The 12,483-nt window shown below is 45.6% G+C and carries 10 protein-coding genes and 1 pseudogene; 10 read left to right on the top strand and 1 reads right to left on the bottom strand.

The annotated features are described in order from the left end of the window. Positions 1-78 precede the first annotated feature (78 nt). From QME20_RS09400 to QME20_RS09385, 4 genes and pseudogenes are all read left to right on the top strand, one after another. Positions 79-613: pseudogene (locus QME20_RS09400) on the top strand (hypothetical protein). 127 nt (positions 614-740) lie between these two features. Continuing rightward, the gene (locus QME20_RS09395) at positions 741-1,571 is read left to right on the top strand and encodes an SDR family oxidoreductase (RefSeq protein WP_281715831.1); all 831 of its coding nucleotides are present in this window, start codon (positions 741-743) and stop codon (positions 1,569-1,571) included. 183 nt (positions 1,572-1,754) lie between these two features. After that, on the top strand, positions 1,755-2,885 hold the full coding sequence (locus QME20_RS09390) for a phosphotransferase family protein (RefSeq protein WP_187446166.1): 1,131 nt from the start codon (positions 1,755-1,757) through the stop codon (positions 2,883-2,885). Next, positions 2,885-3,637 carry an SDR family oxidoreductase gene (locus tag QME20_RS09385; protein ID WP_039216949.1) on the top strand — a complete coding sequence of 251 codons (753 nt, stop codon included), beginning with the start codon at positions 2,885-2,887 and terminating at the stop codon, positions 3,635-3,637. Before QME20_RS09390 ends, QME20_RS09385 begins: the two co-directional genes overlap by 1 nt. A gap of 173 nt (positions 3,638-3,810) precedes the next feature. On the opposite strand, the gene rpsT is transcribed toward QME20_RS09385, so the two are convergent. Next, positions 3,811-4,074 (bottom strand): 30S ribosomal protein S20, encoded by a 264-nt coding sequence (rpsT, locus tag QME20_RS09380; protein WP_014950134.1) that lies wholly within the window; start codon positions 4,072-4,074, stop codon positions 3,811-3,813. 450 nt (positions 4,075-4,524) lie between these two features. Here rpsT and murJ point away from each other — a divergent pair, with 450 nt between their 5' ends. The 6 genes from murJ to ispH all read left to right on the top strand — a co-directional run bounded on the left by murJ (position 4,525) and on the right by ispH (position 12,184). Continuing rightward, on the top strand, positions 4,525-6,084 hold the full coding sequence (gene murJ / locus QME20_RS09375) for a murein biosynthesis integral membrane protein MurJ (protein ID WP_187446167.1): 1,560 nt from the start codon (positions 4,525-4,527) through the stop codon (positions 6,082-6,084). Between the two features lie 120 nt (positions 6,085-6,204). Further along, positions 6,205-7,125, top strand: a complete 921-nt coding sequence (gene ribF, locus QME20_RS09370) for a bifunctional riboflavin kinase/FAD synthetase (RefSeq protein WP_061095488.1) — start codon at positions 6,205-6,207, stop codon at positions 7,123-7,125. Positions 7,126-7,394: 269 nt separating this feature from the next. Next, positions 7,395-10,214 carry an isoleucine--tRNA ligase gene (ileS, locus tag QME20_RS09365; RefSeq protein ID WP_281715830.1) on the top strand — a complete coding sequence of 940 codons (2,820 nt, stop codon included), beginning with the start codon at positions 7,395-7,397 and terminating at the stop codon, positions 10,212-10,214. After that, positions 10,207-10,755: a signal peptidase II gene (lspA, locus tag QME20_RS09360; RefSeq protein ID WP_014977012.1), complete on the top strand. Its 549-nt coding sequence runs from the start codon at positions 10,207-10,209 to the stop codon at positions 10,753-10,755. The genes ileS and lspA overlap by 8 nt, the downstream gene beginning before the upstream one ends. Positions 10,756-10,769: 14 nt before the next feature. Further along, the gene (gene fkpB / locus QME20_RS09355; protein ID WP_014950129.1) at positions 10,770-11,237 is read left to right on the top strand and encodes an FKBP-type peptidyl-prolyl cis-trans isomerase; all 468 of its coding nucleotides are present in this window, start codon (positions 10,770-10,772) and stop codon (positions 11,235-11,237) included. 2 nt (positions 11,238-11,239) lie between these two features. Further along, entirely contained in the window at positions 11,240-12,184 is a 945-nt protein-coding gene (ispH, locus tag QME20_RS09350; RefSeq protein WP_014977011.1) for a 4-hydroxy-3-methylbut-2-enyl diphosphate reductase, read from the top strand. The last annotated feature ends 299 nt before the right edge of the window (positions 12,185-12,483 follow it).

The following is a 12,483-nucleotide window of genomic DNA, read 5'->3' as shown; positions in this document are numbered from 1 at the left end:
TTATTAAACAGGGTACACTGGCTTAAATGTTAATAAAAGGTTTCTTTAATAGAGGCTTCTTTTGTAAGGGGCGTGTGCATGCAGGCATCTGTACTTACCGAGGTGTTGTTACCTCTAGCGTTGGCATTTGTTATGTTTGGTATGGGGCTAACGCTAACCCTTGCAGACTTTGCCCGACTACTTAAAGCACCTAAAGCAGTAATAACGGGTTTTATAGGGCAAATTATATTGCTGCCTATGTTGGCGCTAGGACTGTGCTTTGTTTTTGGTCTACCCGATTATATTGCGGTTGGTGTCATGGTTTTAGCGGCTTGCCCAGGCGGAACGACCAGTAATTTAATCAGCCACATCGCAAAAGCAAATCTGGCCCTTTCAGTAAGCTTAACCGCTATTTCTACCATCGCTCACGCTGGCCATTGAAATAGGCGTGCAAAACGCGGCGCTTGCAATGCTGATATGTATTACCTTTTTAGATGCACCTGATTACGCGATTGCACCTGGTGTATATGGCGTAGCAATGTACATCGGGCCCGCACTATTGGCCCTGTGGGCAAAACGAAAAATGCGTAACGAACAGCCATCAGTGTCACTGCAAAAGACGGAATCAGTTTGATTGGATTGATAAGGCGGTCAATTAGAGAGAATAGTGAAGTACTGATTAGCGCTTAACACAATAAAGCGCAACTAAACATAAACGCCGATACAAGAATAATGAAACAAGAACAGTTAGGAAACACATCATGCGCGTATTGATTACCGGTGGCGCTACCGGCTTAGGTCAGGCCATTGCCCTTAAGTGGGCGGAAAAGTGGGCAGGCAAAGACGAGGGGTTAGATATTTGCATTGCCGATATTAACCAAGAAAGAGGCGATGAAACAGTAAATACGCTATCCGCCCAAGGTGCCAACGCGTTTTACATCCATTGCGATATAAGCTCTGAAAATGATGTTCAAACGTTAGCGAACACCTTGGAAAATCGCTGGGGCGGTGTTGATATCGTATTTAACAATGCGGGTGTTGCTTCTGGTGGCAGCCTTTTAGATGAGAGCATTGAGCAGTGGCAGTGGGTGTTTGATATTAATGTGTTAGGCATGGTGAGAGTCAGTCGTGCACTCTTACCTATAATGCGAGAGCAAGGCGGTGGCTATTTCATTAATATTGCATCACAAGCGGGGCTAACGCCTATTCCTTACATGGGAAGTTATAACGCGGTTAAAGCCGCTGTCGTGTCGTTTTCTGAAACCATGAAGTTGGAATTAGCACCTGACAATATTGACGTTAGTGTAGTTTGTCCAAGCTTCTTCAAAACGAATTTAGATGAGTCGATGCGAAGCAGCAACCCAGCGTCGCACAAGATGCTCAATAAATTCTTTGCCAAAGCAGACATGACGAAAGAAGACGTGGCTGAGTCCATATTTCAGCAAGTCGATAAGAAGCAGTTTCTAATTCTTACCCATAAACTGGGTAAACGCGCTTTTCTGTTAAAGAAGCTGCTGCCAACCCAGCGCTATATCAAAAATATGCTCAATCAAACGAAGATGATGAAGCGTGCAATGGAAAAGCAAATTTAAAGCAAATTTAAAGCAAAATTAGGTAAAACGGAAACGCGCTCACCTGTGTTTGTCGCCAAGCTATCTGAAGATAATTGTCGAGCTGCTTTTGTACAGGCACAAACAGAAGTATCTTCTAGCCAAAGATTGTGAGTTAGCACTTTGAATAGGCCCTTTGAAACAGAATTACAAGAAGAATGAAATATGCAACAACAGGTCGTAGATAAAGCTGACAGCGTACGTGCAGGCGAAGAGCTAGACGTGAACGCTGTACACAATTGGCTTAAGGAAAATATTAGTGCCTCCAGTCCATCATTGAAGGCCATGATACAAAGTAGCGATAGCTTGCCTCAAGTCACCCAGTATTCTGGGGGCGCTTCTAATTGGACGTACTGCTTGGACTATCAAGGCAGTAAACAAAACCAGAGCGAACAAACGTCGTTAATTTTGCGTCGGGCACCGGCAGGTACTAAAGCCAAAGGGGCTCACGATATGGGGCGGGAGTTTCGATTACAGCATGCGTTAAAGCCTGTTTACCGCTATGTGCCAGAAATGCTTGGACTTTGTGAAGACGAGAGCGTTATAGGCACAGAGTTTTACGTAATGGAGAAGTTTACCGGCGTGATACCACGTAAGAACTTACCCAAAGGCTTAAACACGTCTGAGCAGCAAACCAAACAGCTCTGCACTAATGTACTTGATAGCTTAATCGAGCTTCATAAAGTGGATTATAAGAAAGCGGGGCTTGAGCACTTAGGTAAAGGTGCTGGCTACATAGAACGCCAAATAAGCGGGTGGAGCGAACGCTATAGTAAAGCAAAAACCTGGAATGTCCCCTCGGGTAAAAAAATAATGCGCTGGCTAGAAAACCACATGCCCGCTAATGAACGCATTTGTATTACCCACAATGACTTTCGGTTCGACAACGTGGTGTTAAAGCCAGATAACTATACGCAAATTATCGGTGTGTTGGATTGGGAACTGGCGACCTTGGGCGACCCGCTTATGGACTTGGGTAATACCTTGGCGTATTGGGTACAAGCGGATGATGACTTTTTGGCCCAATCAACGCGCCGCCAGCCTACTCACTTACCCGGTATGCTAACTCGAAAGCAGGTGGTTGCGTACTACTGCAAAGAGATGGAAATAGATGTAGATGATTTTACCTTTTACGAGGTATACGGGCTTTTCCGTTTAGCCGGTATTGCCCAGCAAATCTACTATCGATACCACCACAAGCAAACCAATAATCCAGCGTTTAAAAACTTTTGGATCTTCATTCATTACTTAATGTGGCGTTGTAATAAGGCCATAAAAGCATCAGGAAAACGATAATGACAACAAGACGTAATATTCTGATCACAGGCGCGAGTTCAGGCCTAGGCAAGGGAATGGCGATTGAGTTTGCCAAACAGGGTTGTAACCTAGCCCTCTGCGCAAGACGCTTTGAGAATTTAGAAAAATTGAAAGACGAATTGCATTCAATTAACCCAAACATTGATGTGTATATTCGCTCGCTGGATGTCAATGATCACGATGCGGTTTTTGAAGTATTCGACGCATTCAAAGCCGACATGGGAACCCTTGATAGAGTCATTGTAAACGCAGGCATGGGCAAGGGCGCGTCTATTGGCACTGGGTATTTCCACGCTAACAAGCAAACGGCGGTGACTAACTTTGTGTCGGCGCTAGCACAATGTGAAGCGGCAATGGCTATCTTTAGGGCACAAAATAGTGGTCATCTTGTGACGATTTCATCTATAAGCGCGGTGCGCGGGTTTAGACGCGCCATGACTGTATACGCGGCAACAAAAGCAGGGCTTACATCAATGACCGAAGGCATTCGAATGGATGTAATGAATACGCCAATTAACGTCACCTGTATTCACCCCGGTTTTATTCGCAGCGAAATAAACGAAAAAGTAGAGAAAGTACCGTTTATTGTTGATACCGATGTGGGCTGTCGTGCGATGGTCAATGCAATCAATAAAGAAAAAGCGAATGCGTTTGTGCCAAGCTGGCCTTGGGCCATCCTTCACTGGATCATGCGTATTGCACCGGCAAGCTCAATAAGAAAAATGAGCTGATAAGCGGATAGCTGGGATGTGAACACACCGCAAAGACTGTAACAGAGCTCGCCTAGTGGTGGGCTTTATGCCTTTAAGTCTAAATTTGGAATCAGTAACCCATGCTAATTAGCGTCGATTACAGATACAAAAAAAGCGCCGAAGGGCGCTTTTTTAACTACTAATCGTAAAGATTAACCTAGTGCTTTGATTTGTGCAGCTAGACGGCTCTTATGACGAGCAGCTTTGTTCTTGTGAATCAAGCCTTTAGTAGCCATTCTGTCAAGTACTGGAGTAGCAGCAGTAAGTGCAGCTTGTGCCGCTTCTTTGTCACCGCTTGCAATTGCAGCGATAACTTTCTTGATGCTTGTACGAGTCATTGAACGACGGCTAGCGTTGTGCTGACGACGCTTTTCGGCTTGGATTGCACGCTTCTTAGCAGACTTAATGTTAGCCAAGGTGTAACTCCCAAAATAAATTCATGTCAAAAACGAGGGTGCGGATTGTGCCTACCAAACGCCCAAATGTCAAACGATTTAAAACTTAAATCGTTCCGCGTTAAAACGCGCAAGCTATTGAACACAAAGTATGCTCAACACGTTGCACATTCTTTGCGACATTTCTCTGCGACATTTTTTGAAAGAGATTCGTAGTGATATTCTTTCAAGACATTTTAGCGATAGACATGCATAAACGACAGCACCCCATACCGGGCGCGGATTATAACAAGAAAGTTGTTAAAGATGCACAACTATTTTGAAGAAATCGTTTCGCCTGCGATAGCCTTTAGTTATTATGGCTCGCTTGCAACCAAGCGTTGCCGCTTTGCGCTTAGCAGATGCCTTTGACTATCTTTCAAATGGCTGATGCTATTCAGCCTATTCTTTACCTCTTATTGGAAGTGTGACGTGTCACGGAAGTTAATAAAATCTGGTCTTATCGTCAGTATTATGACCTTGGTCTCGCGAGTATTAGGCTTGGTACGTGATGTTGTTGTTGCCAAGCTTATGGGCGATGGGGCAGCCGCTGACGTATTTTTCTTTGCTAACAAAATTCCTAATTTTCTTCGCCGTCTATTCGCCGAAGGTGCATTTGCGCAAGCGTTTATTCCGGTATTAACCGAAGTTCACGAGAACGACGATAAAAAGCAACTCAGAGAGTTCGTTGCAAAAGTCAGCGGTACGTTGGGCGCTATTGTTTTTGTAGTTTCTATCATAGGGGTAATAGCATCTCCTGTTTTGGCGGCGTTATTTGGTACAGGCTGGTTTGTGGCGTGGCTCGAGGGGGACGAGGCCGGAGATAAGTTTGTACTTGCGTCGACCATGTTGAAAATTACTTTTCCTTATTTAGCGTTTATCTCTCTGACTGGGTTGGCAGGGGCGATACTCAATACGCTCAATAAGTTTGCGGTTGCTGCCTTTACCCCTGTTTTACTTAACGTATGCATTATTGCATGCGCAATATACTTAGCACCTACGCTGGAGCAACCCGCATACGCGCTAGCGTGGGGTGTGTTTATCGGCGGTATCGTACAGTTCTTGTTTCAACTACCGTTTTTGTTCAGGGCAGGGCTCTTGGTAAAGCCAAAGTGGGGCTGGCATGACGAAAACGTGGTAAAAGTACGCACCCTGATGATCCCTGCCTTATTCGGTGTGTCAGTAGGGCAAATCAATTTGTTGTTTGATACCTTCATCGCCAGCTTTTTAGTTACCGGTTCTATTAGCTGGTTATACTATTCAGACAGGCTGCTTGAATTTCCCCTAGGGTTGTTTGGTATTGCCATCGCAACAGTCATTTTACCTACGCTATCCCGAAACCACGTCAGTAATAACCCCAAAGCGTTTGCTGCGAATATCGATTGGGCGTTTCGCATGGTGTGTTTATTGGGCATACCTGCTGCAGTGGGACTTGGCGTGATGGCAAGGCCTATTTTGACCGTTATTTTTCAGCGCGGCGCGTTTACTGCTGAAACCGCTATTATGGCGTCTTACTCGCTTACCGCGTACTCGTTTGGCTTGCTCAGCTTTATGCTGGTAAAAATTCTCGCGCCAGGGTTTTACTCCCGCCAAGACACCAAGACGCCAGTGAAATTTGGTATTTGGTGTATGGTCGCAAACATGGTGTTTAACCTTATTTTAGCGATTCCGTTTGGTTATGTAGGGCTTGCTGTCGCTACCAGTATGTCAGCTACGCTTAACGCCGCTTTGCTTTATATAACACTGCATAGACAAGGTGTATTTGCGTTAAGCCGCACATCGGTTTTGTTTATTGCCCGTGTGGTTATTGCAAGTGCTGCCATGGGCGGGCTTATTTATTATCGCGATCAAGGCTTAGCTTTCTTTGAATTGTCTCTTCCCGCCCAAATGGTAGAGGTAGGAATAACCATTTCTCTGTCGGTTATATTGTTTGTGACCACCATGGTGGTGCTGGGCATGCGACCCAGACATTTCAGAAGCGGCGGCGATTAGTATTCAATAGATGCGAAATAGCGCATGGAGTCAGAATGGCCCGTGTGCTTGGTATTGTGCTCGCGGTCGGCTATAATCGCGAGCTTTGATTTTCTAGCAGTTAAAAGGTAGTGGCTAACAGTGGAATTTATCCGCGGGCTAAACAATGTAAAACCGCACCATAAAGGGTGTGTGCTCACTATTGGCAAGTTCGACGGCGTACACCGTGGTCATCAAGCTGTGTTGGCTAACGTGCTTGAAAAAGCGAAATCGCTATCACTTCCTGCCACCGTAATGGTGTTCGAACCGCAGCCTGAAGAAGTCTTTATGCCCGATAAAGCACCAGCGCGTATAAGCCCTCTTCGCGAAAAGTACGAATTGCTGCGCCAACAAGGTGTCGACAGGCTGCTTGCTGTGCGATTTAACGCGGAGTTTGCTAAGCAAAGTGCCGATACCTTTGTCCACGATTTACTGGTGGACAAACTGGGTGTTAGATTTCTTGTTGTTGGCGACGATTTCCGTTTTGGCAATGGCCGCAAAGGGGATTTCGAAATGCTTGAGGCGGCAGGTCGCCAATATGGTTTCGAAGTAGTAAGCACCCACAGTTTTACCATGCATGCCCATCGAATAAGCTCTACCGCGGTGCGAGAAGCATTGGCTGACAGCGATTTTGGTTTGTCTACCGAAATGCTAGGGCGCCCGTTTGCTATTCACGGTAGGGTGGTTCACGGCGAGAAAAAAGGTCGCACCATTGGTTTTCCCACCGCGAATGTTATGCTAAAACGCCAAAAAACGCCAATTCACGGCGTGTTCGCAGTTCGTGTCGACGTAGATGGTAAACACTATAACGGCGTTGCGAACATTGGTACCCGTCCTACTGTTAACGGGGTAAGAAACCAGTTAGAAGTCCATATTTTTGATTTGTCATCTGACCTATACGGCAAGCCTATTACGGTGTTTCCGATGGCAAAAATAAGAGATGAAATTAAATTTGATTCTTTTGAGGCGTTGAAAGATCAAATTCAAGCAGATGCAGCACAAGCGCGTCTGTTATTAGCATAGTTAAACGTGATAAAGTCACGAAAAGTTTCTGCGCGTATCAGTTTTATTGAGCTTGATTTTTTAAACGTGGATCCTTGTTCGCGAAACGCGTAAGTAAGTCACTGTGCTAGAACATATAATGTCAGCCTTGCGCTAGTAAGAGCGACACACAGTTTTACGTTGAACCTTTTACATTCAGCGTTTTAATTTGAACATCGCAAAATGAATATCGCCTTCACAATGTGTTAGTGCATTGGGTGAAAATTAAGGTAACCGGATAATACAATTTTATGAGTGATTACAAAGCCACACTGAACCTTCCAGAAACTGCGTTCCCGATGCGCGGTAACCTTGCTCAGCGCGAGCCGAAAATGCTTAAAGACTGGCAGGAAAAAGGGGTATACAGCAAAATTCGTGAAGCGAAAAAAGGCAAAAAGCCATTTATTCTTCACGATGGCCCTCCTTATGCAAATGGCGATATTCACATTGGTCACGCGGTTAACAAAATTCTTAAAGACATTATTGTAAAGTCAAAAAACCTTTCTGACTTCGATTCTCCGTACGTTCCTGGATGGGACTGTCACGGTTTGCCGATTGAATTGATGGTAGAAAAGAAAGTTGGTAAGCCAGGTAAGAAAGTTACTGCGGCTGAATTTCGCCAGAAGTGTCGCGAATACGCACAAAAGCAAATTGACGGCCAAATGGCTGACTTTAAACGCTTAGGTGTGTTTGGTGAATGGGATAACCCATACAAAACGATGGACTTCAAATCTGAAGCCGACATCATTCGCGCATTAAGTAAAATTGTAGACTCGGGTCACTTAGAAAAGGGCTTCAAACCTGTTCATTGGTGTACAGATTGTGGTTCGGCACTCGCTGAAGCAGAAGTTGAATACAAAGACAAAGTATCACCGGCTATCGACGTTAAGTTCCCAGTAGCTGATGTGGCTGCTATTGCAGAAGCGTTTGGTGTGTCTGAAGGTGATTTAACCACACACAAAGCAGGTGTAGTTATTTGGACTACCACACCGTGGACACTGCCAGCCAACCGTGCAATCAGCTTACACCCAGAGCTTACCTATGCGATTGTTGAAGTTCAGCCTTCAAATGAATGGCTAGTGGTAGCGCAGGACCTGCTTGAAAGCTGCATGAACCGTTACGGCGTTGAAGATTTCCGCGAAGTGGCAACCTGTACTGGTGCTGCGCTTGATAAGCTTAAAGTTAATCACCCATTCTTAGACCTTGAAGTTCCGTTAGTTCTAGGCGACCACGTTACGACTGAGTCTGGTACAGGTTGTGTACACACAGCGCCAGCTCATGGTGTTGACGACTTTAACGTGGGCAAGCAATACGATATCGAAGTGTACAATCCGGTAGGCAACAATGGCGTGTACCTTGAAAACACACCGCTGTTTGCAGGTCAGTTTGTATTTAAAGCCAACGATGAAATTATCGAAACGGTTAAAGAGAAGGGTAACCTTGTCCTAAACGTAAAATACGAGCACAGCTACCCGCATTGCTGGCGCCACAAAACGCCAATCATCTTCCGCGCTACGCCTCAGTGGTTTGTCAGCATGGATAAAAAAGGCCTTCGCGCTGAATCACTTGAACAAATTAAGCAAACCAAATGGATCCCGGACTGGGGCCAAAACCGCATTGAGAAGATGGTTGAAGGTCGTCCAGACTGGTGTATCTCACGTCAACGTACGTGGGGCGTGCCTATTCCTTTGTATGTGCACAAACTTACCGGTGAAATCCACCCAGAGTCTGCGGCGTTAATGGAAAAGGTGGCACAAGAAGTTGAAGCTAAAGGCATTCAAGCGTGGTGGGATCTCGATGATGCAGCCCTGCTTGGTAGCGAATTAGACAACTATGAAAAAGTGACAGATACCCTAGACGTTTGGTTTGACTCAGGCGTGACGCATTACTTCGTTGTAGACCGTCGCGATGATATCCCGGCCTCTGCCGATTTATATCTTGAAGGTTCAGACCAACACCGCGGTTGGTTTATGTCTTCGCTTATGTCATCAACTGCCATGCACGGTCACGCGCCTTATAAAGAAGTGCTAACACACGGCTTTACGGTAGATGCCCACGGCAGAAAAATGTCGAAGTCGGTAGGTAACGTTGTGGCGCCTCAGGAAGTGACTAACAAATTAGGCGCAGACATCCTTCGTCTATGGGTAGCATCTACTGACTATCGCGGCGAGATTGCGGTATCGGATGAAATTTTAAAGCGTGCTGCAGATGGCTACCGCCGCGTACGTAACACTGCACGCTTCTTGCTAGCAAACCTGAACGGTTTCTCGGTTGAAGATGCGGTTGCAGAAGAAGATATGGTCGCGCTTGACCGCTGGGTTGTTGCTCGTGCTAAGGCACTTCAAGAAGAGCTTATCGAAGCGTATGACAACTACGACTTGCTGGTAGTGTCACAGAAGCTTACGCACTTCTGCTCAATTGAGCTGGGCTCATTCTATTTAGACGTGATTAAAGACCGCCAGTACACAGCTAAAGCAGATGGGCTAGCCCGTCGTTCATGCCAAACGGCCATGTATCATATCATTGAAGCATTGGTTCGCTGGATGGCGCCTATTACCAGTTTTACTGCACAAGAAATCTGGGAAACGTTACCAGGTGAGCGCAGCGAGTTTGTATTCACTGAAACTTGGTACGAAGGGTTTAATAACTTCACGCAAAGCGACACGTTTAACGATGCCCTATGGCATCAAGTGCTAAGCGTAAAAGACGCGGCAAACCAAGCGATGGAACAGGCGCGTAAAGATGGCGAGCTAGGTGGCTCACTAGAAGCGAGCATTTCGCTTTATGCTACCGAGTCGTTGTACAACGTACTTGCAAAGCTTGAAGACGAGCTACGTTTCGTACTTATTACATCAGGCGTTACGCTAACGAAAGTTGCCGGTGCACCGTCTGATGCGAAAGCCACAGACGTAGAAGGTTTATGGTTGAGCGTTAATAAAGCAAGCGGTGAAAAGTGTGTTCGCTGCTGGCATCACCGTGAAGATGTGGGCTCACATGAAGGTCACGAAGAGCTTTGTGGTCGCTGTGTGACAAACATTGACGGTGATGGAGAAGAACGCCACTATGCTTAAGCTTTTTCGCGAAACAGGCTTGCGTTTTTTGTGGATAAGCGCAATTGCGTTTATCCTCGACCAATGGAGTAAGTACACGGTTATCGACAGTATGTCGTTGTATCAGTCGATACAGGTATTGCCGTTTTTTAACTTTACTTACGTACATAATTACGGCGCCGCATTTAGTTTTTTAGAAAATGCAGGTGGTTGGCAGCGCTGGTTCTTCACTGCCATTGCTGTCGTGGTAAGTGTAGTGATTTTGTGGTGGCTGAAGCAGTCACCCCGTTCGCAAAAAATGCTGCCCGTTGCGTTTGCCTTTATTCTAGGTGGTGCATTAGGCAATGTTTACGACCGTTTAGTCCATGGTTATGTCATCGACTTCTTAGATTTTTACGTAAACAACTACCACTGGCCAGCGTTTAACATTGCTGACAGCGCAATATTTATAGGCGCTGCCTTACTTATTATCGACATGTTTAAAAATGGCGACAAAAAAAGTGAAGGGAACGGTGCAGACGCGCGAGCCAGTGCCGCGGACAATAGCGAAACCATTAAGTAGTATTCGGAAAGGTTATGACAGACTCATTGATAATTGGTGCTGATAACGAAGTTATTCTTCACTTTGATTTAAAGCTAGAAGATGGCTCTGCCGCTGACAGTACTCGTGTAAACAACAAACCTGCCAAAATGGTGATGGGTGACGGTAGCCTTACGCCGAATTTTGAAGCGTGTTTACTTGGGCTTAAAAAAGGTGACAAAAAGTCATTTAAATTAGGCCCTGAAGATGCATTCGGCCAGTCTGATCCGAATAATATTCACTATATGGATAGAAGCCGCTTTGGTGCAGATTTGCAGGTTGAGGAAGGCATGATTTTAGCGTTTGCTCAGCCTGACGGTTCAGAGATTCCGGGGATTATTCGAAGTGCTGCTGGAGACTCTGTTACGGTAGACTTCAATCACCCGCTAGCAGGGCAAACGGTTATCTTTGACGTTGAAATTATTGATGTTAAACCTGGCGTGTCAGCACAAGGTGGAAACTAGTTATGCAAATTCATTTAGCTAACCCTCGTGGCTTCTGCGCGGGCGTTGATAGAGCTATCACCATCGTTGAACGCGCGCTTGAAATGTTCGAGCCGCCCATTTATGTACGCCACGAAGTGGTACACAATAAATTTGTGGTAGATGGGCTACGTGAGCGTGGTGCGCTATTTGTTGATGAGCTTCACGAAGTACCAGACGACAGCATAGTAATATTTTCTGCCCATGGCGTATCGCAAGCGGTAAGAAAAGAAGCGGAAAATCGCGGTTTAAAGGTCTTTGATGCCACGTGCCCCTTAGTGACGAAAGTACATATGGAAGTTACCCGCGCTAGCAAAACGGGCACTGAATGTATCTTGATTGGTCATGCTGGTCACCCTGAAGTAGAGGGAACCATGGGGCAGTACAGCAATGAAGATGGCGGTATTTATTTAGTTGAATCTGAAGCTGATGTGGCAACGCTTGAAGTTAAAGATCCGACCAACCTTTATTATTGCAGCCAAACTACGCTGTCTGTTGATGATACCGCCGATGTTATTGATGCACTTCGAGCTAAGTTCCCCAAAATCAATGGTCCGAGAAAAGACGACATTTGCTATGCCACGCAGAATCGCCAAGACGCGGTGCGTGACCTAGCCCAAGATTGTCAGGTTTTACTGGTTGTTGGGGCACAGAATAGCTCAAACTCGAACCGTCTTCGCGAGTTGGCTGAAAAAATTGGCGCAAAAGCGTATTTGATTGCTGACGCTAATTGCATTCAAGAGGAATGGCTAGAAGGTGTAGAGCATATTGGCGTTACTGCAGGCGCGTCTGCACCGGAAGTATTAGTGCAAGGTGTGGTAAACAAGCTCAAAGCGTGGGGTGCTGTTTCAGCTTCTGAGCGTGCTGGACGCGAAGAGAATGTGGAATTTGCTGTACCTAAAGAGCTGCGTGTTAAACAGGTCGTTTAATTTATCCGCACTATCAAAATAAAAAAACACCGCACTTAGTTGCGGTGTTTTTTTATGCTTTTGTCTACTGGAAATTCAACAAGTTGCGAATGGATAATAATACCTTTAGAACTGGGTATTTTAACATGAACAGGCTACACGGTTCGGCTTTAAGGTAGCACCTTTTATGCCGTAAACGTACATTGTAAAGCGTTGTTATAGCACGCTAACCATTTAGAGCCTGTTACTTTAAAGATAAAATGGTTGAACAGTCTGCCTTGTACTTGCTTGCTAGAGCAGGTCACAGAAAATTATACGTT

This window comes from Alteromonas sp. CyTr2 (assembly GCF_947311905.1).
Lineage (GTDB): Bacteria > Pseudomonadota > Gammaproteobacteria > Enterobacterales > Alteromonadaceae > Alteromonas > Alteromonas macleodii.
The sequence above is the reverse complement of the archived record's forward strand: the minus strand, read 5'-3'. Positions and strand labels throughout refer to the sequence as shown.

Coding starts and splice junctions, on each gene's coding strand:
- QME20_RS09395 (WP_281715831.1), top strand. CDS start 741: ATGCGCGTATTGATTACCGGTGGCGCTACCGGCTTAGGTCAGGCCATT.
- QME20_RS09390 (WP_187446166.1), top strand. CDS start 1,755: ATGCAACAACAGGTCGTAGATAAAGCTGACAGCGTACGTGCAGGCGAA.
- QME20_RS09385 (WP_039216949.1), top strand. CDS start 2,885: ATGACAACAAGACGTAATATTCTGATCACAGGCGCGAGTTCAGGCCTA.
- ileS (WP_281715830.1), top strand. CDS start 7,395: ATGAGTGATTACAAAGCCACACTGAACCTTCCAGAAACTGCGTTCCCG.
- lspA (WP_014977012.1), top strand. CDS start 10,207: ATGCTTAAGCTTTTTCGCGAAACAGGCTTGCGTTTTTTGTGGATAAGC.
- fkpB (WP_014950129.1), top strand. CDS start 10,770: ATGACAGACTCATTGATAATTGGTGCTGATAACGAAGTTATTCTTCAC.
- ispH (WP_014977011.1), top strand. CDS start 11,240: ATGCAAATTCATTTAGCTAACCCTCGTGGCTTCTGCGCGGGCGTTGAT.